The sequence below is a fragment of the Sphingopyxis sp. C-1 genome (assembly GCF_001047015.1).
In the GTDB taxonomy this organism is placed as follows: Bacteria; Pseudomonadota; Alphaproteobacteria; order Sphingomonadales; family Sphingomonadaceae; genus Sphingopyxis.
On the sequence record NZ_BBRO01000002.1, the window covers coordinates 866745 to 888835 of the forward strand.

General features: G+C 65.2%; 18 protein-coding genes. 8 read left to right on the forward strand and 10 right to left on the reverse strand.

Features of this window, described 5'->3' with window-relative positions:
- Window positions 1–120 precede the first annotated feature (120 nt).
- The 3 genes from SC1_RS18780 to SC1_RS18790 all read left to right on the forward strand — a co-directional run bounded on the left by SC1_RS18780 (window position 121) and on the right by SC1_RS18790 (window position 5982).
- A complete protein-coding gene (locus SC1_RS18780; protein ID WP_062186995.1) occupies window positions 121–1689 on the forward strand; it encodes a leucyl aminopeptidase in 1569 nt (522 codons plus the stop codon).
- A gap of 223 nt (window positions 1690–1912) precedes the next feature.
- Complete coding sequence (gene clpB / locus SC1_RS18785; protein WP_062185933.1) at window positions 1913–4492, forward strand: ATP-dependent chaperone ClpB; 2580 nt, start codon at window positions 1913–1915, stop codon at window positions 4490–4492.
- An 11-nt stretch (window positions 4493–4503) separates the two neighbouring features.
- Window positions 4504–5982: a sulfotransferase gene (locus SC1_RS18790; RefSeq protein WP_062185936.1), complete on the forward strand. Its 1479-nt coding sequence runs from the start codon at window positions 4504–4506 to the stop codon at window positions 5980–5982.
- Between the two features lie 18 nt (window positions 5983–6000).
- On the opposite strand, the gene SC1_RS18795 is transcribed toward SC1_RS18790, so the two are convergent.
- Complete coding sequence (locus SC1_RS18795) at window positions 6001–7263, reverse strand: aspartyl/asparaginyl beta-hydroxylase domain-containing protein (RefSeq protein ID WP_062185938.1); 1263 nt, start codon at window positions 7261–7263, stop codon at window positions 6001–6003.
- Between the two features lie 117 nt (window positions 7264–7380).
- On the opposite strand from SC1_RS18795, the gene SC1_RS18800 reads away from it, so the two are divergent.
- A complete protein-coding gene (locus SC1_RS18800; protein ID WP_238586781.1) occupies window positions 7381–8373 on the forward strand; it encodes a hypothetical protein in 993 nt (330 codons plus the stop codon).
- A gap of 91 nt (window positions 8374–8464) precedes the next feature.
- Here the strand turns inward: SC1_RS18800 and SC1_RS18805 are convergent, their stop codons facing one another.
- The 4 genes from SC1_RS18805 to xseA all read right to left on the reverse strand — a co-directional run bounded on the left by SC1_RS18805 (window position 8465) and on the right by xseA (window position 14362).
- Entirely contained in the window at window positions 8465–11395 is a 2931-nt protein-coding gene (locus SC1_RS18805) for a TonB-dependent receptor domain-containing protein (protein WP_062186998.1), read from the reverse strand.
- A gap of 316 nt (window positions 11396–11711) precedes the next feature.
- On the reverse strand, window positions 11712–12644 hold the full coding sequence (locus tag SC1_RS18810; RefSeq protein ID WP_062185942.1) for a M23 family metallopeptidase: 933 nt from the start codon (window positions 12642–12644) through the stop codon (window positions 11712–11714).
- Window positions 12641–12853 (reverse strand): DUF2093 domain-containing protein, encoded by a 213-nt coding sequence (locus tag SC1_RS18815; RefSeq protein WP_039576993.1) that lies wholly within the window; start codon window positions 12851–12853, stop codon window positions 12641–12643. Before SC1_RS18815 ends, SC1_RS18810 begins: the two co-directional genes overlap by 4 nt.
- A 75-nt stretch (window positions 12854–12928) precedes the next feature.
- Window positions 12929–14362 (reverse strand): exodeoxyribonuclease VII large subunit, encoded by a 1434-nt coding sequence (gene xseA, locus SC1_RS18820; RefSeq protein WP_062185944.1) that lies wholly within the window; start codon window positions 14360–14362, stop codon window positions 12929–12931.
- Between xseA and purD the strand changes: the two genes are divergently transcribed.
- From purD to SC1_RS18835, 3 genes are all read left to right on the forward strand, one after another.
- Window positions 14361–15638, forward strand: a complete 1278-nt coding sequence (gene purD / locus SC1_RS18825) for a phosphoribosylamine--glycine ligase (RefSeq protein WP_062185946.1) — start codon at window positions 14361–14363, stop codon at window positions 15636–15638. The genes xseA and purD overlap by 2 nt on opposite strands.
- A gap of 99 nt (window positions 15639–15737) precedes the next feature.
- Window positions 15738–16583: a hypothetical protein gene (locus tag SC1_RS22510; protein ID WP_062185948.1), complete on the forward strand. Its 846-nt coding sequence runs from the start codon at window positions 15738–15740 to the stop codon at window positions 16581–16583.
- 224 nt (window positions 16584–16807) lie between these two features.
- Complete coding sequence (locus SC1_RS18835; RefSeq protein WP_062185950.1) at window positions 16808–17245, forward strand: hypothetical protein; 438 nt, start codon at window positions 16808–16810, stop codon at window positions 17243–17245.
- Window positions 17246–17295: 50 nt separating this feature from the next.
- Here SC1_RS18835 and SC1_RS18840 read toward each other — a convergent pair whose 3' ends face one another.
- On the reverse strand, window positions 17296–18618 hold the full coding sequence (locus SC1_RS18840) for a hemolysin family protein (protein ID WP_062185951.1): 1323 nt from the start codon (window positions 18616–18618) through the stop codon (window positions 17296–17298).
- A 221-nt stretch (window positions 18619–18839) separates the two neighbouring features.
- Here SC1_RS18840 and SC1_RS18845 point away from each other — a divergent pair, with 221 nt between their 5' ends.
- A complete protein-coding gene (locus SC1_RS18845) occupies window positions 18840–19529 on the forward strand; it encodes an OmpA family protein (protein ID WP_062185953.1) in 690 nt (229 codons plus the stop codon).
- Between the two features lie 54 nt (window positions 19530–19583).
- On the opposite strand, the gene SC1_RS18850 is transcribed toward SC1_RS18845, so the two are convergent.
- From SC1_RS18850 to SC1_RS18865, 4 genes are read right to left on the reverse strand one after another with little or no spacing between them, the layout of a single operon-like run.
- Window positions 19584–20213 carry a MarC family protein gene (locus tag SC1_RS18850; RefSeq protein ID WP_056367581.1) on the reverse strand — a complete coding sequence of 210 codons (630 nt, stop codon included), beginning with the start codon at window positions 20211–20213 and terminating at the stop codon, window positions 19584–19586.
- Window positions 20210–20878, reverse strand: coding sequence for a hypothetical protein (locus SC1_RS18855; protein ID WP_062185955.1), 669 nt, complete (start codon window positions 20876–20878; stop codon window positions 20210–20212). Before SC1_RS18855 ends, SC1_RS18850 begins: the two co-directional genes overlap by 4 nt.
- Entirely contained in the window at window positions 20878–21774 is an 897-nt protein-coding gene (folD, locus tag SC1_RS18860) for a bifunctional methylenetetrahydrofolate dehydrogenase/methenyltetrahydrofolate cyclohydrolase FolD (RefSeq protein ID WP_062185957.1), read from the reverse strand. Before folD ends, SC1_RS18855 begins: the two co-directional genes overlap by 1 nt.
- The gene (locus SC1_RS18865) at window positions 21774–22073 is read right to left on the reverse strand and encodes a YggT family protein (RefSeq protein WP_062185958.1); all 300 of its coding nucleotides are present in this window, start codon (window positions 22071–22073) and stop codon (window positions 21774–21776) included. Before SC1_RS18865 ends, folD begins: the two co-directional genes overlap by 1 nt.
- Between the last annotated feature and the right edge of the window lie 18 nt (window positions 22074–22091).

Here is a 22091-nt window from a genome sequence, read left to right on the forward strand (position 1 = left end):
TGACCGCCATGTCGTCCGATGGCAAGCGACTGTCGTTCGTCGAGCCGGATTTGCGGGCGCGCGCTCCCCCGCTATGCAGGGTGCAGGTCATTGAACAACGGGGAATATCGAACCATGCGCATGAAACATCTGCTCCTTTCCGCTTGCCTGTCGCTCACCATCGCGCCGGCCGCGATGGCACAGGACATCGCCGGATCGGGCGTCGTTCCCGCAACTGTCGGCAACAGTGCCGAGCGCGCGATCGGCTTTGCCGCGAATGCGCCCGCAGGCGCTGCCCTCGTTGTCGTGATGACCGACGCAACCTTGCCGCCGCTCGACGGCGTATCGCTGAACGCCGCCGAACGGCAGGCAATCACCACGGCGATCGCCGCAGCCAGCTTCGACGGCAAGCCGGGATCGACCCTGTCGCTTCGCGGCATCGGCGCGCATCCCCGCATCCTGCTGGTCGGCGCAGGGCCCACGCCCTCGTCGCTTGCGCTCGCCGAGGCCGGCGGCAAGGCGGCGCAGGAACTCAAGAGCGAAGCGCAGCCGGTGGCGATCGCGGGCGCCTTTGGCGACGCCTCCGCCGCCGATGTCGCTTATGGCTTCACGCTCGGCCAATATCGGTTCGACCGCTATCAGACAGTCGGCAAAAAGGTCCCGGCAACCGGCGCCGTAACCTTCGTCGGCGCCAATCCGTCGGGCGCCGAAGCCGCCTTCACCAATCGCTGGAAACCGCTCGCCGACGGCGTGCGCCTGTCGCGCGACCTCGCGAACGAACCGGCGAACGTCATCTATCCCGAGACGTTCGTCGCCGAGGCGCGCAAGGCATTTGCGGGCGTCGCGGGCGTCAGCATCGAAGTGCTGGACGAAGCGGCGATGCGCAAGCTCGGCATGGGCACGCTCGTCGGCGTCGGTCAGGGCAGCCCGCGCGGGTCGCGGCTGCTGCTGGTCCGCTATCGCGGCGCGAACGCGCCCGACGCACCGACAGCCTTCGTCGGCAAGGGCATTACTTTCGATTCGGGCGGCCTGTCCCTCAAACCCGGCGCCGGGATGGGCAATATGAAGGGCGATATGTCGGGCGCCGCGTCGGCAATCGGCGCGGTCGTGTCGCTCGCCAAATCGCGCGCGCCGGTACATGTCGTCGGTGTCGCGGCGCTTGCCGAGAATATGCCCGACGGGAATGCGCAGCGTCCGGGCGACGTCACCCGCACCATGTCGGGCAAGACGATCGAAATGGTCAACGCCGACGCCGAGGGGCGCCTGGTCCTCGCCGACGCCAATGAATATGTCGCAAAGACCTACAAACCCAAGGCGATCGTGAATATCGCGACGCTGACCGGTGCGGTCGTCGGCGCGCTCGACAACAGCTATGCGGGTCTCTTCGCACGCGACGAAGCACTCGCGGCGCGGCTTACCGCCGCAGGCACGGCAAGCGGCGAAGAATTATGGCGCCTGCCGCTCCATAAGGATTATGCCGAGCGGATGAAGTCCGACATCGCCGACATCCGCAACTCCGCGACGGGCCAAGGTCCCGGCGCCAGCTTGGGCGCACATTTCATCGGCTTCTTCGTCGACGAGGCGACCCCGTGGGCGCATCTCGATATCGCCGGGGTCAACCGCTCGGAGAAGGCGACCTCGCTCGTCCCCAAGGGCATGACGGGCTTCGGCGTACGCCTGCTCGACCGGTTCGCGCGGTCGAGCGAGTAAAAAATTCTCGCAGAGGCGCGGAGCGCGCGGAGAAAAAGAGATCGGCGGCTACGCCGCCCACTATTTCTTCTCTGCGTCCTTTGCGCCTCTGCGAGAAATTTCCGCTCCGCGTCTCCGCGTCTCCGCGTGAACCTTTTCTGTCCCAGCATCTTTAGCCACCTCAACAACCCTTGTGTTGCCAAATGGCAACACTATCTTGCTGGGCAAGAAAGGGGCTTTCTGAATGAACCTCGAAAAATTTACCGACCGCGCCAAGGGCTTTTTGCAAGCGGCGCAGACGATCGCGATCCGCATGAACCATCAGCGGATTTCGCCCGAGCATATCGCCAAGGCGCTGCTCGAAGACAATGAAGGCATGGCCGCGGGCCTGATCGCCAAGAGCGGCGGCGACGCCGCGCGCGCGGTTGCCGGCATCGACGCGCTGCTCGCCAAGGTTCCCGCCGTGTCGGGTTCGGGCGCGCAGCAGACGCCGGGCCTGGACAATGACGCCGTGCGCCTGCTCGATCAGGCCGAACAGGTCGCGTCGAAGGCGGGCGACGGCTATGTTACCGTCGAACGGCTGCTGCTCGCGATGGTAGTTTCGGCGGGCACCCCGGTCGGCAAAGCCTTTGCCGATGCCGGCGTGAAGGCCGATGCGCTGAATACCGCGATCAACGATCTGCGCGGCGGCCGCACCGCCGACACGGCCTCGGCCGAAGACCGCTATGAAGCGCTCAAGAAATTTGCCCGCGACCTCACCGAAGTCGCCCGCGAAGGCAAGCTCGATCCGGTCATCGGCCGCGACGAGGAAATCCGCCGCACGATCCAGATCCTTGCGCGCCGGACCAAGAATAATCCGGTGCTGATCGGCGAGCCCGGCGTCGGCAAGACCGCGATCGCCGAGGGCCTAGCCCTGCGCATAACCAATGGCGACGTCCCCGACAGCCTGAAGGACCGCCGCCTGCTGTCGCTCGACATGGGCGCGCTGATCGCGGGCGCCAAATATCGCGGCGAGTTCGAGGAGCGGCTGAAGGGCGTGCTCGACGATGTGAAGGCCGCCGAGGGCGAGATCATCCTGTTCATCGACGAGATGCACACGCTCGTCGGCGCGGGCAAGGGCGAGGGCGCGATGGATGCCTCGAACCTGTTGAAGCCCGCGCTCGCGCGCGGCGAACTCCACTGTATCGGCGCGACCACGCTCGACGAATATCGCAAGCATGTCGAAAAAGACCCCGCGCTTCAGCGGCGCTTCCAGCCGGTGTTCGTCGGCGAGCCGACGGTCGAGGATTCGATCTCGATCCTGCGCGGGCTCAAGGAGAAATATGAGCTGCACCATGGCGTGCGGATCACCGACGGCGCGATCGTTGCCGCCGCGACGCTGTCGAACCGCTATATCTCCGATCGCTTCCTGCCCGACAAGGCGATCGACCTGATGGACGAGGCGGCGAGCCGCATCCGTATGGAAGTGGAATCGAAGCCCGAGGAAATCGAAACGCTCGACCGCCGCATCATCCAGATGAAGATCGAGGAATCGGCGCTCGGCAAGGAAAGCGACGCCGCGTCGAAGGACCGGCTGGCGAGTTTGCAGGCCGAGCTTGCAAACCTTGAGCAGCAGTCGGCGGGGCTCACCCAGAAATGGCAGGCCGAAAAGGACAAGATCCACGCCGAGGCGAAGATCAAGGAAGAGCTCGACGCCGCGCGTTCGGCGCTCGATCAGGCGCAGCGCGCCGGCGATCTCGCGAAGGCGGGCGAGCTATCTTATGGCACCATCCCCGGCCTCGAAAAACGGCTGGAGGAAGCGCAGGCGGCCGCGGGCAATGCGATGCTGCGCGAGGAAGTGACCGCCGACGATATCGCCGCGGTCGTGAGCAAATGGACCGGCATCCCCGTCGACCGCATGATGGAAGGCGAGCGCGAGAAGTTGCTCGGCATGGAGAGCACGCTCGAGCAGCGCGTCATCGGCCAGGACGAAGCCGTCCGCGCCGTCTCGACCGCGGTCCGCCGCGCCCGCGCGGGGCTTCAGGACCCGAACCGCCCACTCGGCAGCTTCCTCTTCCTCGGCCCCACGGGCGTCGGCAAGACCGAACTCACCAAGGCGCTCGCGCGCTTCCTGTTCGACGACGACAATGCGATGGTCCGCATCGACATGTCCGAATTCATGGAAAAGCACAGCGTCGCGCGCCTCGTCGGCGCGCCTCCGGGCTATGTCGGTTATGAGGAGGGCGGTACGCTCACCGAGGCGGTGCGCCGCCGCCCCTATCAGGTCGTGCTGTTCGACGAGGTCGAAAAGGCCCACGCCGACGTGTTCAACATCCTGTTGCAGGTGCTCGACGACGGGCGCCTTACCGACGGGCAGGGACGCACGGTCGACTTCACCAACACGCTGATCATCCTGACCTCGAACCTTGGCAGCCAGGCGATCGCCGCGCTTCCCGACGACGCCCCGGTCGAACAGGCCGAGCCTGCGGTCATGGAAGTCGTTCGCGCGCATTTCCGGCCCGAGTTCCTGAACAGGCTCGACGAGATCGTACTCTTCAATCGCCTCGCGCAGCAGCATATGGGCGGCATCGTCGACATCCAGGTCGCGCGTGTCCAAAAGCTGCTCGCCGACCGCAAGGTGACGCTCGACCTGACCGACGCCGCGCGCGCCTGGCTTGGGCGTGTCGGTTATGATCCGGTCTATGGCGCGCGGCCGCTGAAACGCGCGGTGCAGAAATATCTGCAGGATCCGCTTGCCGATCTGATCCTGAAAGGCGAAGTGAAGGACGGATCGACGATCAAGGTCGACGAAGGCGACGGCGCGCTGAAACTCGCGCCAGCATAGGAGCGGTTTGCGTGAACGATGAGTGGGCGCGGCTTGATGCCGCCGCAGGGCGAAGCATTGCAACGGGGCGCCATGCGGAGGCTGCCGCGCTGCTCCGGCAGACGACCGTGCTCCGGCCCGATCATGCCGATGGCTGGTTCAATCTCGGCTATGTGCTGCGCCAGATGCGCGCCTATCCCGAGGCGCTCGAGGCTTATGCCGAAGCGCTGCGCCGCAATGTTTCAAGGCCCGAGGCGGTACACGTCAACCGCGCCGCGATTTTGTCCGAATATATGGAGCGGACGGCCGAGGCCGAAACCGAACTTCGCACCGCGCTCGATCGGAACCCCAAATTTCTGCCGGCGTGGCTCAACCTTGGCGGCCTGATGGAAGATATCGGTAAGGCCGATGCCGCCGCCGACGCGTACCGCGCGGCGCTGCGCATCGCGCCGGGGAACGGCCATGCGCGCGGCAGGCTCGCAGCAATCCGCGTCCACAAGGGCGAGGTCGAACCCGCGATCCGCGATCTGGAGGAGAGATTGCAAGGCGGCGCCGACAGTCCAAACGATGCCGCCGAGCTTCTCTTTGCGCTCGGCAACGCGCTCGATACGGTCGGCCGTTACGACCGTGCATTCGCGGTGGTCGCCGAGGCGAACCGGATCAATGAATCGATCCGTCCGGCCCCGCGCCGGTACAATCGCGCCGCGCAGGAAATGCTGGTCGACCAGCTCATCGCCGCCTTTCCCGATCGCCCGAACGCCGCCACGGACGCCGACGGCGGCGCCGACGGAGGCGAGCGGATGATCTTCATCTGCGGCATGTTCCGGTCGGGCTCGACCGTGATCGAACAATTGCTCGGCCGCCATCCGCTTGTCCGGATCGGGGGCGAACTCGACCTCATCCCGTCGATGGTCCACGAGCGGTTGATGCCCTATCCGGAAGCGATCGGCGACCTGACCGCCGCCGGGCTGGACGAACTGCGCGGCCAATATCTGCAGACGATCCGCACCAACTTCCCCGATGCCGCCTATGTCACCGATAAGCGGCCCGACAATTTCCTGCATATCGGCCTGATCAAGACGCTGTTCCCGGCGGCACACATCGTTCACACGCGGCGCGAGACGCTCGACAATATCCTGTCGATCTTCTTCCTGAACTTTGCCGAAACGATCAATTACAGCGACCGGCTCGACGATGCGCTCCACTATGTCGGTCAATATCGCCGGCTGATGGCGCATTGGGAGCAGATTTTTGGGGCCGACATCATCACGGTCGAATATGACAGGCTCGTCCACGCACCCGATGCGGTGATCGCCGATGCGTTTCGCGACCTGGGCCTGCCCCCGATCGATCCGGCGGCTGCGGATACGGGAGCAGCTCCCGTCATTCGCACCCCGAGCAACTGGAAAGCACGCTCGGCGATCCACAGCCAGTCGTCGGGACGCTGGAAAAATTACGCCACCGAACTCGCATCCATCCGGGAAGCGCTGGCGGCCATGGATGGCGGATGAAGGTCCGGCAAGGGAAGCCTAGCGATCGCGCGAGGTAATGTCGAAAAAGCGTGCGAGCAGATCCTGCTCCGCCGACGACAAATAGGGATTCCAGACGTCGAGGATCAGCACGACGCGCGGCTCGGCGCTGCGATTCCACGCCTCATGCTCGATCGTGTCGTCGAAGGCGAACGCCTCGCCGACACGCCATTCGCGCGTCTCGCCGCCCACGCGAAAGCTACAATCGGACGGAACCACCAGCGGCAAATGGACGATCGCGCGCGTATTGGTGACGCCAGTGTGCGGCGGAATATGCGCGCCCGGTTTCAGGATTGAGAAAAAGGCCGACGGCGCCTTGCCCGGAACGCGGTTCTGCGGGATCGCGTCGAGCGCGGCCGCCGTTTCGGGGCAAAGTGCGCAGACACTCTCATTCTTCTCGCCATATTCCCATAGGAAGCAGGCGCTCCAGTTCAGCGAATTGTCGAGCGTCGACCATTTATTCTCGGGCGTGCCGGGCTCCTGCCGAACATAGGGCCGGATCGCGTCATTGCCGTTTGCGAGCAGCGCCAGCGCCTCGCCGCGAATGGCGTCGGTGCGCGCCTCGATTTCGGCGAACCATGGAAAATGCGACCGGTCGAAAAATTCGTCGGCGGGCAGGAACGGATAGAAAAGACCCGCGCATTCGTTCTGATAGATGCGGCGGCGGCCGAGGCTGTTGTCGACACAGGCGGTGAAGCGGCGCCCCGCCGCGCCCATGGCGGCCAGCTCGGCACCCAGTTCGCGGTCGACGGCGTCGGCGATCGCGCCATTGTGGCGTTCGAGGAAGGCGCGTCCATGCTGCAGCGCCTCTTCGACGCGCGGCGGCCGCTCGGTCATCGCGCTCGCCATCTGCACGATATTGCTCCACCGCTGTGCCGCCTCGGCTTCCTCGCCCAGCCGCTCGTGCAGTTCGGCGATGCGGAGCAGCGCGATGAAATGCCGGCGATCGATATCGAGCGCGCTTTGCAGCGCCCGCCGCTCACCCTCGTCATCGCCGGCCGCACGGCACGCGGTCGCAAGGTTCAGCCACAGCGCCGGCTCTTTCGGATCGGCGGCGGCGGCGGCGGCGAAACTCGCCTGCGCCTGTCCGGAATCGCCGTCGGCGAGCGCGCGCATTCCGCGTGCGTTGTGCAGCCGCGGATCCGTGGAATATTGCGCCAGGGCGTCGTCGAGAATCTGACGTTCGGCTGCCGCATCGCCGCGTTGCCGCGCCTGTATGGCGGTCGCCAGCACCTGTTCGATCGCTTGGATATCGATGGTCATAGGACCGGCTAATCCACTAGCCGCGCGGGCGCAAGCGAAGGCGACTGTTGAAGCAGGGGCGATATCGTTGCAGACGGAACCCAAGGCATTGGGTGCCGGCGAAAGGGACAAATGAAGATGACGCCGGAATGGCTTGCCCACCGTTATGACGAAGGGAATGACGCCGTCCATTTTGTGAGCGCGCCGCGCGCGCTGCGCCGTTCGGTGCCGTTCCTGACCGACGAATATCTGGAAGCGACCGACGCCCCGACGATATGGAAGCGCGGCGATGCGCTGGCGGCAGCGCGCGGCGCGTCGCAAACGCATTTCATCTTTCATTCGGCCTATTGCTGTTCGACCCTGCTCGCACAGGCTTTTGACATTCCCGGTGCCGCCCATTCGCTAAGCGAGCCGCAGATATTGAACGACATGGTCGGCTGGCGACATCGCGGCGGCAACCCGGCAGAGATCGGCATGGTCACCGACAGCGCGCTCCAACTGCTTGCGCGTCCGTTCGTCGAGGGCGAAGCGACCGTCATCAAGCCATCGAATGTCGTCAACGGCCTTGCCACGGCACTCCTGTCGATCCGCCCCGAGGCAAAGGCCGTGCTGCTCCACGCGCCGCTGCGGCTCTTTCTCGGATCGATCGCCCGAAAGGGCATGTGGGGGCGGCTGTGGGTTCGCGAACTACTCTCGCGCCAACTCGCCGAGGGCATGGTCGACCTGGGTTTCGAACCGCGCGACTATCTGTTGCACACCGATCTTCAGGCTGCAGCCGTCGGCTGGCTGGCGCAGCATCGCCTGTTCAGCGACATGGCGCGGAAATGGCCCGACCGGATCCGGACACTCGACAGCGAGACGCTGGTCGCTCGGCCCGGCGAAGCATTTGCGGCGCTGGCCAGCCTGTTCGGGATTGCGCTGACCGAGGCGCAAATTGCGTCGACCGTCGCCGACGTCTTCGCGCGCGATTCAAAGAGCGGAAAGGCCTTTGCGAGCGGCCAGCGCGCCGCGGACCAGACCGCCGCCGAGGCGCTTCATGCCGACGAGATCGAGAAGGTCAGCAGTTGGGCCGAGGCCGTCGCGGCATCGGCGGGCATCGACATGGCATTGCCCGCGCCGTTGCTCGGCTAATCCTCCACCACAGCCTTCGATAAAATAGTCGGCACAAAAAAATGGGGCGGTCCGAAGACCGCCCCATCCTTTTTCGTCCGATCGGTGCGGATCAGAACTTGAAGTGCACCGAAGCAGCGTAGCGGCGACCGATCGTGTCGTACGTCGACGGATAGGTGTTGCCGCCGTTGAACGAGGTCGAACCGGCACTCGAACCGACGATCGGGGGCTGCTTGTCGAACAGGTTGAACGCCGACAGGGTCAGGTCAACATTGTCCGAGAAAGCGAAGCGCGCCGTCAGGTCGAAATAATCGTACGACTTGATGCGGTTGAAGTTGACCTGGCGACCAACCAGTTCGCCACGGCCCGTGATGGTGCCGCTGAACAGGTTGCGCGAGGCGTCGGTGAAGCCGCGATCGAGATAATCGCTGGCCTGACCTTCATACTTCATGCCGTCGATATGGCGCCACAGGAGCGAGATATCGATCTTGTCGAACGAGAGGGTCGTACGCTGGGTCCACGACAATTCGGGCTGCAGCGAACCGACGGTCAGACCGTTCGAGATACCGCAGTTCGTGCTGTAGTAGCCCGTGCACTCGCGTGCGAACGAACCCGGCGACGCCTGGAACTTCGAGCTCATGGTATAGTTACCAGCGAAGTTCAGCTGCAGTTCGGCAAAGCCAAGGTCGGTGCGGTAGTTGACCGTAAGGTCGATACCGTCGGTCCAGAGGCGGCCGTTGTTGGTGAGCGGCGTCGGCAGACCCGGGATCGGGTTCGCCGCCGTCGAGGTACCGCTGAGGCGACCGTTGATCGCGTTACGACGGATACCCGTACAGGCCGGATCGGTAGCCGAAGCAGCCGTGATGTTGCCGAAGCATGCCCCGATAACGTCACCCGGCGTTGCGGCCGTGATCGCGTCCTTCACCTTGATGTTGTAGTAATCCAAGGTGACGGTGAGACCGCTGATCAGATCCTGCGGGCGAAGCACGACACCGAACGAGTAGGAGTCCGACTTTTCCGGACGCAGGGTCGGGTTGCCGCCGCCCGTTGCGTTTGCCTGTCCCGCGCTGGGGTTCTGGATCGAACCGATCGAGGCCAGCGGCGCACCCTGGGCAATGCAGACCGCTGCCAGGTTGGCATTGGTGGTCGGAGCCGCGCCGGCGCAAGGATCGACCAGCAGGTTGGTCAGGCCCGTTGCCACCGGTGCGAAGAGTTCGCCGATGTTCGGGGCGCGAACCGCGCGCTGGAAGTTACCGCGGAACTTGATCGCATCAGCCGGCGACCAGTTCAAACCGAACTTGTAAGTGGTCGCGTTGAACTTCGGATCGCCCGCTGCGTCGATCTTGTACTTCGAATAACGGATACCCGCTTCGAAGGTCAGTTCGTCGAAGAAGGGCTTATCCGAAACGAGCGGAACGATAAGTTCGCCGAACGCTTCCTTGACGTCGAAGCCGCCGTCGAGCGGAAGGATCGCGCCGCCGGCACCGCCGAGTTCACCCGGGATCGAGGCCAGGTTATCGGGCGCGCGCTGTGCGGTGTAGTTGCGATATTCGCCGCCAACTGCGAACGAAACCGGTTCCGATGCCCATGGCACGGTCGCGCCGCCGAAGTCGCCCGACAGAACGCCATGGACCTGCGCCAGCGAGGTGCGGTTGACGATCGTGCTGGTGATGCCGCCGATGAACGCGCCCATTTCCGGCGTGATGCTGCCCTGCGGACCGAACAGGTTGAGCGGAACGCAGCCGTTCGACGTGTTCTGGCAGGTCGTGGTGTTGGTCGCGTTCAGCGCCTGCTGGACGCGCGAGTTCGCCACATAGCCCGTGCGGGTTTCGGCGTTTTCGCTTTCACCGTACGAACCATAGACGTCGAGCTTCAGCGAGTCGTTGAACGAATATTTCAGGCCAGCCGAATAGTCGAAGAAGGTCGTGACATATTCGCTGATGCGCGGCCCGAGTTCCACCGAGCGGCGATACACCGTCTGCAGCGGAATGGCGGGATTGTTGTCGCACGTCGGACCCAGGGCGATGCCGGCGAAGCCGCAAAGCTGGTTACGGATCGTCGAGTTCAGATAGGGGTTCTGGCCCGGAACGGTCAGACCGGCGGTGCCGAAGATACCCGAAGCTGCGATGATCGAGCTGACGCGGTTCTTCGAGAAGAGGCCGCGGGCATAAACTTCCAGCTTGTCCGAAACTTCGTAACGCGCCTTACCGTAGAAGCTGAAACGCTCGAACGGCGTCGTGTAGACGTTGAACGGGTTGAAGTTGAACGCGTTGTAGAAGGGCACGAGGCTCGAGCCATCGGGCGCAATCTGGAAATCGTCGGTCGCAGTCGAAATACCGGTCGGCGACGAGGTGAACGAGTCACCCGAAGCCACGCCGGTTGCCGACGAGAGGGTGAATTCACCGAAGGGACGCGCACCGAAATAGAGCGGGTCGGCTTCCTGATAGCTGAGCGCCAGCACGGCGTTACCGCGACCATCGTCGAAGTTCGCGCCAAGGACGAGGTCGGCGCGGAACACGTTGGTGTCGCCACGTTCGCTGATCTGTTCGCTGATGACGGCGTCAAGGCCGGCGAAATCTTGCTTCGTGACGAAGTTCACAACACCCGAGACAGCGTCCGCACCATAGCTGGTCGAAGCGCCGCCGGTCAGGACGTCGACGCGTTCGATCAGCGCGACGGGGATGTTGTTAAGGTCGACGATGCCCGAGAAGCTCGACGGCGCGAGGCGCTGCGAGTCAAGAAGGACGATGTTACGGTTCGCGCCAAGGCCGCGAAGGTCGACGCGTGCGCTGCCGACGGTGCCGTTGTTGACGTTGCCGCCAAGGTTCGGCGTCACGCCCGGCAGTTCGCGGAGGAGCTGTTCGGCGTTGTTGGTCTGGCGAAGCGCGACTTCGTCCGCGCCGATCACGGCGACGGGCGACGAGCTTTCGAGATTCGGGTTACGAATCAGCGTGCCGGTGACGACGATTTCGCCGGTGGTGGCGGTGTCTTCCGCCGGCGCGTTCTGCGCGAAGGCAGGAGCCGAAACCAGCGCCACGCTCATAACGAGCGGCGCGGCGCCGAGCTTCAGCTTTGAATATTGAGTTTTCTTCACAGTGCAGTCCCTTGCTACTGATGGATGAACTACCTGGACCCCCGACGCGACGACAAAAGTCGCCACGTAAATGCCCCGATAGCGTGCGGGATGACTGTTCGTTCATCGTGAGTAAAGGGAATTCCCGCCGCTTTCCGTCGTTTCAAAGGCCATTGTGACGTATTTGCAACAAGCGAGGCAGACGGCGAAACACAATGCGCGAAAAGGGCCGCTTTCGCGACATTTTGTTTCATCGGTTACGAATTCGGCGGCAACCTTGCCAGTATCAAGTGCCGATGGGACCCGCGAGTTTTCCGGGATCGAGGCGGGTATCGCGCCACTTCAACCCCCAGTGCATATGTGGCCCCGTCGCGCGCCCCGTCCGCCCGACCGTACCGAGTTGCTGCCCCTGAACAACCCGGTCGCCGACTTTCACGTCGAGCCGCTGGCAATGGAGGAAAGCGCTCGACAACCCCATGCCATGGTCGACGATCAGCAAATTGCCCTCAAGGGTGAATGGGGCGGTGGCAGCGAGCACGACAACCCCGTCGGCGGGTGCGACGAACGGTGTTCCGGCCGGGACCGCAACGTCGGTGCCGCTGTGATAGGTGCCGGGCTTGCCCTGATAAATACGTTGCGCGCCGAAGAAGCCCGACAGGCGGCCGGTGACTGGCCAGCGGAACGTCTGACGCCAGCCGTCGGATACGACCTCCATGTTGCGCGCCGCGGCGATCTGGGCGAGCTCGGCCGGCCGGCGCCGTTCGAAATCGGCGTCGCTCGCCGCGCTGCCCCGATAAGGCGCGTTGATATGCTCCAACCGCCAGCTTCCGGGCGCAACCACGATGGGGCGTTCGACCGTGCGCCCGTCGCCCAGCGTCGCAACGAGCCGCGCGCTGGTCGGAGCGTCGCGGTCGAAAGCGATCAGGAAGCCGCCATCGGCCGCGACGGGAATTGCCTTGCCGTCGAGCGTGAGCGCGCGCGTGTCGCTCGGCACCTTTCCGACCATCACTGCGCCCTGTTCGGCAAGACCGGCCAATGCGAAATCTGCACGAACCGGCGCGCGGGACGGCGCGGGCGGAGAGGATGGCGGCGTTACGGGCTGGGCCGCGGGGCGCGGCGCGGGCCGGGCGTCCGTTTCGGCGGCCGGAACGCATCCGGCAGCAACGACCATCAGCGTCAGCGCCGCCCCATGCCGTCGCCAGTCCCTCACAAAGCTCATGCCTTGCGCGCGGCGTCCAGTTCGGCCTGCACCGAAATCTCGGCAGTGGCATAAGGCTCCTGCCGCGCGACCGACCAATAGCGCAGCTCGTCGAGCCCGATCGGCGCGCCACTCACCGCGCACAACACATGGTCGCCGGGCGCGAGGACGCGAAAACCGTTCGGTCCGTACTGCAGACGGGCAAGGCGGTTGCGGCTGGCGATCAACATGATTCTCTATCCATTCGGCGTTACGTCTTTCCCGCGACTATAACAGCATCGCGCCGCGCAGCCACCCCCGGAAGCTCAGAAGAGCTCGCCCTGCCCCCGTTTGGGCTCCGCCGGCGAAGGCTTGCGCACCGGCTTGGGCGTGGGCGTGGGCGGCGGCGCGCCATCGCCCGCACCGACAGCGACCGGCACCTCGCCGTCAGCGAATTGGAGCTGCAAATGCCCGGCGCCGCGCGCCTTGGCCGCGGTGGTCACGATCGCACCGCCCGCATCGCGCACCATCGCATAGCCGCGCGACAGCAACGCGCGGGGGTCAAGGCTGTCGAGCAGCCGCCCCAGCCCTTCGAGCAGCGCCCGGTCACGATCCCAACGCCGCGCCAGCAGCGCGGGCCGCATCGCGGCACCGCGCGTCGCGAGCCGTTCCGAAATCACCGTCAGCCGGTGGCGCTGGCTGCGGTCGAGCCGGTCGCCCGCATCGTCGAGCCGCTGGCGCTGCGGCGCATAAAGCGCGTCGCGCTTCGGCAAATGCCGCGCCAGCGCCGTGAGCCGCTCGCCCGCCAGCGCCTGATGCCGGTTCGCCGCGCCGATAATCCGCCCGTTCCAGGTCGCGAGCTGCGAGATGAGTTCGGCGCGCACCGGGACCGCCATCTCGGCCGCCGCGGTCGGGGTCGGCGCGCGGACGTCGGCGGCATAGTCGGCGAGCGTCACGTCGGTCTCGTGCCCCACCGCGCTGATCGTCGGAATGCGGCAATCGGCGATCGCGCGCACGACGACCTCTTCATTGAACGCCCACAGATCCTCGATCGACCCGCCGCCGCGCGCAACGATGACGAGGTCGGGGCGCGGCACTCGCCCGCCCGGGTCAATCGCATCGAAGCCGCGGATCGCATTTGCGACCTGGGCCGCCGCGCCGTCGCCCTGCACCAACACCGGCCAGACGATGACATGCGTGGGGCAACGGTCGGCGAGCCGGTGAAGGATATCGCGGATCACCGCCCCGGTCGGTGAGGTCACGACCCCGATCGTTCGCGGCAGATAGGGCAGCCGATCATATTTTCGCTCGCGGTCGAACAGCCCCTCGGCGCCAAGCCGCGCCTTCAATTTCTCGAAGAGCAGCATCAGCGCGCCTTCGCCCGCAACCTCGAGCGTATCGACGACAAGCTGATATTTGGAGCGGCCCGGATAGGTCGTGAGCTTGCCTGTGGCGATCACCTCGATCCCGTCCTCGGGCCGAAAGGCGAGGCGACCCGCCTGCCCCTTCCACATCACCATGTCGATCAGCGCATTATCGTCTTTCAGCGCCGCGTAGAAATGCCCCGATGCCGCACGCTTGGTCCCCGACAACTCACCCCGCACGCGCACGCGCGCAAAGCCATCCTCGACCGTCCGCTTGATCGCCGCCGATAATTGGCTGACCGACAGGGCTGGTGCATTGTCCCCCGGCGAAGCCTCGGCTAACAGCCGCGCTTCGGTGCCATCGTCGGACGCCGTATCGGGAAAAGGGACTGACATGAATATCCTGCTGGTCGGATCGGGGGGCCGCGAACATGCGCTCAGCTGGCAGTTGGCACAATCGCCAAGCTGCGCCAAGCTCTATGCCGCTCCGGGCAACCCGGGGATCGAGGCGCACGCCGAATGTGTCGCGATCGCCGCCGATGACATCGATGGCCTGATCGCCTTCGTAAAGGCGCACGCGATCGATTTCGTCGTCGTCGGACCCGAAGCCCCGCTGGTCGCCGGCCTTGCCGACCGCCTCCGCGAAATCGGCATTCCCGCCTTCGGCCCGTCGGCCGCCGCCGCGCGGCTCGAAGGTTCGAAGGGCTTTACCAAGGATCTCTGCGCGCGCGCATCGATCCCGACCGCCGCCTATGTCCGCTGCACGTCGGCAGAGGAAGCGCTTGCGGTTCTCGAAGGCTTTTCGATCCCCGTCGTGATCAAGGCCGACGGCCTCGCCGCAGGCAAGGGCGTGATTATCGCCGAAACGCGCGAAGAGGCAGAGGCCGCGATCGACGACATGTTCGATGGCGCCTTCGGCAGCGCGGGCGCCGAAGTGGTGATCGAGGAATTCATGACCGGCGAGGAAGCGAGCTTCTTTGCGCTTTCCGACGGCACTGATGTGATCGCCTTCGGCAGCGCGCAGGACCACAAGCGCGTTGGCGACGGCGATGTCGGCCCGAACACCGGCGGCATGGGCGCCTATAGCCCCGCCCCCGTGCTCACCGCCGATCTCGAAGCCGCGGTGATGGACCGTATCATCCGCCCGACGGTGGCGACGCTCGCCGCGGAGGGCACGCCATATGTGGGCGTGCTGTTCGCGGGACTGATGCTCACCGACGAGGGGCCGAAGCTGATCGAATATAATTGCCGCTTCGGCGATCCCGAATGCCAGGTGCTGATGATGCGCTTCAGGGGCGATTTTGCCGCGCTCCTATACGCCGCCGCGAGCGAAACCATCGCCGCGGCCGAGGCGCCGGCCTTTTCGCACGACTATGCGCTCACCGTCGTGATGGCCGCAAAGGGCTATCCGGGCACACCTGAAAAGGGCGGCGCAATCCACCGCATCGCCGATGCCGAGGCGGGAGGCGTGCGCGTTTTCCACGCCGGCACCGCACGCGAGGATCGTGTGATCGTCGCCGCCGGCGGCCGCGTGCTCAACGTCACCGCGACGGGCAAGAGCGTGACCGAAGCACAGGCACGCGCCTATGCCGCGGTCGACAAGCTCGATTTCCCGAGCGGTTTCTGCCGCCGCGACATCGGGTGGCGCGAAGTCGCGCGAGAGGCGGAGTAAAAATTCCGCCGCAAGGAAATTAATGGTGGCCCGTTCGTTAAGGTAGACCCGACAAACAAGCCCGCATAGGCTGGCCGAAAATCACAAGCGGAGAAGATCATGACCTGGCTTCAGGAAAACTGGATTATCGCGGTTGTCGGACTCGTCGTGGCCGTCGTGCTGCTCTGGTGGCTGTTCGGTCGCTCGAAGCCCGCGGACATCGCAGAGCCGACCGTCGAACCGGCGAAACCCGCCAAGCCGCTCGAACCGGCAAAGCCCGAAATCATTGCGGCTGAACCGGCACGCTTCAAACCGCTGGAACCAAAAGCCCCGGTCGCCGCGCCCGTCACGCCCGCAGCACCGCCGCCCGAACCGGCCGCCAAGGCGCCGCCGCCCGCACCCACCCCCGCCCCGGAACCGGCACCCGTGGTCGAAGCGGCTGCCAAGACCCCGGCCCCCAAACCCGCGGCGCCGAAGCCCGCGTCAAAGCCCAAAGCCGCCGCAAAGCCTGCCGCGAAAAAGACCGTGGCCAAGGAACCGGTGGCGAAAGCCGCGACAAAGCCCGCCACAAAGGCTGCACCGAAGGCGGCAGCCAAACCCGCGGCGAAAAAGGCCCCCGCCAAGCCGGCACCGGTCGAAAAGGTGGCCATCCCCGCGGAACCGACCGTTCCTCCGCCGCCCGCGGCAAAGCCCGCCGCCAAACCGGCAGCGGCGAAGGCCGACAATCTGCAATTGCTGAAAGGCGTGGGGCCCAAGCTTGCCGTCCTGTTGGGAGGCCTTGGCGTAACCAGCTTCCAACAGATCGCCGATTGGACCGACGCCGACATCGCGCGGATCGACCCGCAGCTCGGTACCTTCCAGGGCCGTATCGCACGCGACAATATCGTCGATCAGGCGGGCTATCTCGCCCGCGGCGACAAGGCCGGTTTCGAAGCGAAATATGGAGCACTCGGCGGGGAGCTCTGAGGGAACTCCAAAGCGACCGGTTGCTGCCCCGCTTCTGACCTCGTCACCCCGGACTTGATCCGGGGTCCCGCTATCTTGTGAAGCGGGCGGGTAAATTCGAAAAGCGGGATCCCGGGTCAAGCCCGGGATGACGGAAGTGGGCGGCTGAACGGCAGCCCCACCCAAAAAGAACGCCGTTCGAATAATGCTTTCCTACATTATCGCGCCATGCTCCACACTGGCGGATGGAACATAGCACCGCCCCCACCCGCCTCCTCGCCGACACCTGCCTCGCCTTCACCGCTGTCGAACAGCAGCGTCTCCGCGCCGACGGGTGGACGCCCGAAACACAGGCGAATTTCATCCGCGCGCTCGAAGCGATGGGTTCGGTCGGCAAGGCGGCACGCGCCGTCGGAATGGGCCGCGCGTCCGCGTACCGGCTGCGCGAACGGGCCGGGGCGTCGAGCTTTGCCGCGGCGTGGGACCGCGCGATTTCGGCGGGGCGCATTCACCAATATAGCGTCGCGATGGACCGCGCGCTCAACGGGGTGACAATCGTCCGCGTCCTGAAGGGCGGCGCCATCGATGTCAGCGGCGGCCCCGACATGGCGGTCGTCCATGCCGCGCTGCGCGACGACGCCATGCCACCGCACCGGCTTAACGCGGCAAAGGAGACAGAATGACGGCGAACGTCCGTATCTTTTGTCGCCTCAAGACCGGAAACGGCCGGGCGTCACTCGCCCTCGTCGTCTTTCGGCTTCGACAGCTCGGTGACGAGCAGCTTGTCGATCTTGCGCCCGTCCATGTCGACAATCTCGAAACGCCAACCCTTGTCGGTGAAACGTTCGCCTTCCTTGGGCAGATGCTTCAGGATCGCGAGCGCATGGCCGGCCGCGGTGGCATAGTCACGGTCGTCGCCGAGTTCGATCCCCAGCCGTTCGGCCATCTGGTCGGCGGGCATCGAGCCCGCGATCAGCAGGCTGCCGTCTTCGCGCTCGACAACGAACGGCTCGCTGCCGATATCCTGATCCGACGCGAATTCGCCGGCGATTGCTGCGAGCAGGTCGGCAGGAGTCACCAGCCCTTCGAAATGGCCATATTCGTCGTGAACGAACAGCATCGGCACATCGGCGGCGCGCAGCGCTTCGAGTGCGTCCATCGCGTCGATCTGGTCGTGGATGACCTTTGCCGGGCGCATCAATTGCTCCAGGTCGAGTACCTCGCCCTGAAACAGCGCCGCGGCGATATCGCGCGCCTGCACAACCCCGACGATGTCGTCGACCGAACCGCGCGCGACCGGCAAACGGCTGTGCGGCGTTTCAAGCAATTTGTCGCGCACACCGCGCGTGTCGAGCGAGACATCGACCCAGTCGACATCCTTACGCGGCGTCATCACCTCGCGCACCGGCCGGTCGGCCAGACGCACGACGCCCGAGATGATCGCGCGTTCGCTTTCCTCGATCACCCCCGACTTCGACGCTTCGGCGACGATCAGGTGCAATTCCTCGGCGGTGACCCGGTCCTCCGATTCGCGGTTGAGGCCGAGCAGGCGAAAGACGAGCGCGGAACTATTGTCGAGCAGCCAGACAAGCGGCGCGGCGATGCGCGACAGCCAATACATCATCGGCGCGACGATAATCGCGATCCGCTCGGGCGCGCGCAGCGCGAATTGTTTCGGCACAAGCTCGCCCGCGATCAACGAGGCATAGGTGGTGAGCGCGATGACCGTCGCAAAGCCCGCTGCCTCGGCGGTTTCGGGATCGAGACCAAGCCAGGCCGAAAGCCGGTCAGCGACCGGCTGGCCCAGGCTCGCGCCCGAATAAGCGCCAGTCAGCACGCCGATCAGCGTGATGCCGACCTGCACAGTCGACAGGAAGCGCCCGGGGTCGGAGGCGAGCAGGCGCGCAATCTTGGCGCCACGGCTCCCGCGCTTCTCGGCCGCCTGCAGCCGCGGGTCGCGCGACGAGACAATGGCGAGTTCGGACATGGCGAAAACGCCGTTGAGCAGGATGAGGATCAGGATGATCACAACATCCGACCAGGGAAAAGGGGTCATTGGGCGGTCGTACGGCGCATCGGCGCCCGGCCCCTGTCAGTGTCGGTCATGTCCACCCTATAAGCGAAAGGCGCGGCATTGCACAATGGCACTCACCTGAATGCTCTGCTCAGTCGGCGTTCAGGCGATTTTTGGAACCAGATCGCCGGCCATATGTTATCGGCAAGGAAGGGCGGCGTGCGAGGATCAGACGCATCCGCCGGATAAAGGGAGCGAAAAAGATGAACAGCAAGACGATCAAGCTCACCATTTTGACCAGCATCGGCGCCATCGCGCTGACGGGCTGCGTTACCGACCCGGTGACCGGCGAACGCAAGATTTCGAAGGCCGCGATCGGCGGCGTCGGCGGCGCCCTCGGCGGTTATCTGCTCGGCGACCTCATCGGCGGGCGTAACAGCCGCACCGAGGAAATCGTCGGCGCGGGCATCGGCGCGGTCGCGGGCGCGGGCGTCGGCTATTATATGGATCAGCAGGAAAAGAAGCTTCGCGAACGCACCGCAGGCACCGGCATCGACGTCGAGCGACAGGGCGATCAGCTTGTGCTCAACATGCCCGGCGACGTGACCTTCGACCTCAACAGCGCGATGGTGAAATCGCAGTTCCGCAGCGCGCTCGACAATGTCGCCTCGACGCTCGCCGAATATCCGAGCACCTATATCGACGTGTACGGCCACACCGATTCGACGGGCAGCGACACCTATAACCAGGGCCTGTCCGAACGCCGCGCCGCGTCGGTCGCCGACTATCTCGCCGGCCGCGGCATCCAGCGCGCGCGCATGGCGACGCTCGGCTATGGCGAATCGCAGCTCAAATGCTCGCCCGAACGCAGCGAGGCCGACTATCAGTGCAACCGCCGCGTCGAAATCCGTATCGCGCCGGTCACGCAGGCCGACGTCAACGCGGCGCGCTAAGAGGTTCCATTCCCATGGAAAAGAGAGGGCGTCGCCGAAAGGCGGCGCCCCTTTTTATCCCAGGCTCGGGAAGCTCGCCTTCAGCCCGTCGATAACGAACTGCGCCGCGAGCGCCGCGAGCAGCACGCCCAGCAGCCGCGTGATAACGGCCTCGCCTTTGTTTCCGATCAGCCGCATCAACGGTCCAGCCGAAAGCAGCGCAGCGAGCGTCAACAGCAGCACGAGCAGCAGCGCGCCAAAGATCACAAAGGCGCGGTCGAGCCCATTGTTCTGCGACACGAGCAGCATCACCGATGCGATCGACCCCGGCCCCGCAAGCATCGGCATCGCCATCGGGAACACCGACACATCTTCGATCTCGGGGGTCGCCATCACCTTTTCGGCGCGCTGTTCGCGCCGTTCGGTGCGTTTTTCAAACACCATATCGATCGCGATGATGAACAGCATGATCCCGCCCGCAATGCGGAAACTGTCGAGGTCGATGTGGAGGAAGCTTAGCAAAGCCTCGCCGAACATCGCAAAGAAAACGAGGATCAGCCCCGCGATCACCGTCGCTCGGATCGCCATCGAGCGGCGCTGCGCGGCACTCGCTCCCGTCGTCAGGCTCGCATAGATCGGTGCGCAGCCTGGCGGATCGATGACCACGAACAGCGTGACAAAGGCGGAAATGAAAAGATCGATCATGGCTGCTTCGGCGCCGCGACCTGATCGTCGATGACGGTCGTCATCTCCTTGCCGTCCCACAGGCGGATCGTCACCCGGCGCGACTTGTCGGCGCGGACGGTGGACGTCCAGCTCAGCGTCTGGTCGGGCGACAGGCCGACCGCCATATCGTCACCCTCGCCGCCCGCCGTAATCGGCACCGCAGGACGCGAGCCGCACACCGCCTGCTTCGACGCAATGAAATCGGGAGCTTCGCGCGGCGTCGCCAGCGCATCGCCATGGTCGAGGGTCCAGGTGAGCTTGCCCTTCTTGGGATCGCGCAGCCAGACCGTCGTAAAATATCCGTTCGCCGGCCCCTTCTGCCAGGCACCAGTGGTGACCCCTACATTGCCGTTGCAACTGGTATAGACCGCATGCGGCTGCCACTTCACCGCCTCGGCGGGGTCTTTTTGCGATTTCAGCCAGTCGCGCGCCTTGACGCGCTGCGGCACGAACATCACCGCTTCGGGCGCCGCGGTTTCGCGAAACGCCGTCCATTGGCCCTTTTCCTGAGCAAGCCGCGAAAAACCGATCTCGGCAGCGATGAAGGCGCTGGGGTTCGCTGCGAGCGGATCGCGCTGGCGTGCCGCCGCAGCGCCGCCTGCGATCACCGCAAGGGAAATAGCCGCGACGGCCAGACGGCGCATCAAAAACCCTCCGGATCGGCGAGCCCGGCGCGGCGGTGCGCGGCCACGAGCGTGTTGCGGAGCAGGCAGGCGATCGTCATCGGGCCGACGCCGCCGGGCACGGGCGTGATCGCCTCGGCAACCTCGGCCGCCTCGCCATAGTCGACGTCACCGACCAGCCGCCCCTTCGCCGCGCCCTCGGCCGGCGGCAGGCGGTTGATGCCGACGTCGATCACGATCGCGCCGGGCTTGATCCAATCGCCCTTCACCATTTCGGGCCGTCCGACCGCAGCGACGACGATATCGGCACGGCGTACCAGATCGGGCAGATCCTTCGTCCGGCTGTGCGCCATGGTGACGGTGGCATTCGCGCCGAGCAGCAGCGCCGCCATCGGCTTACCGACCAGGATCGAGCGTCCGAGGACGATCGCGTCCTTGCCCGACAGATCGCCAAGCCGGTCCTGCAATAGCAACAGGCAGCCATAGGGCGTGCAAGGCACCATGCCCGCGATGCCCAGCGCAAGGCGCCCGGCACTGACAGGGGTCAGCCCATCGACATCCTTGTCGGGATCGATCGTCGCAACCGCCGCCTGCTCGTCGAGGTGGCCGGGGAGCGGTAATTGCAGCAGGATGCCGTCAACCGCCTCGTCGGCGTTAAGCCGCGCCAGCAACGCCTCTACCTCGGCCTGCGTCGCCGTTGCGGGCAGATGATGCTCAAAGCTTTCCATCCCTGCCGCGACTGTCGCCTTGCCTTTCGACCCGACATAGACCGCGCTCGCCGGATCATCGCCGACGAGCACGACCGCAAGACCGGGCGCGCGGCCGGCCGCAGCCTTGAAAGCCGGAACGGCATCGGCAATCCGCGCCCGCAGGCCGGCGGCGAAAGCCTTGCCGTCGATGACCTGCGCGGCGGTCATCACGCCATTCCGTTGGCGTAGGCAAGCCGTGCGAGATAGCTCAGTACCGGCCCGTCGATGATGATGATCAGAATCAGTACCAGCATCGGGGTCAGGTCGAGCCCGCCGAAATCGGGCATGATGCGGCGAAACGGGCGGTAGAGTGGCTCGGTAATCCGGTCGAGAACGGTCCAGAGCTGGCCGACGAACTGGTTGTGCGTGTTGATGACGTTGAACGCGATCAGCCACGACATCACCGCCTGCGCGATGATGAACCACCACAGGACCGTCAGGATGATATGCACGATCTGGAGGAGCATGAGAAGCAAGGCGATTTC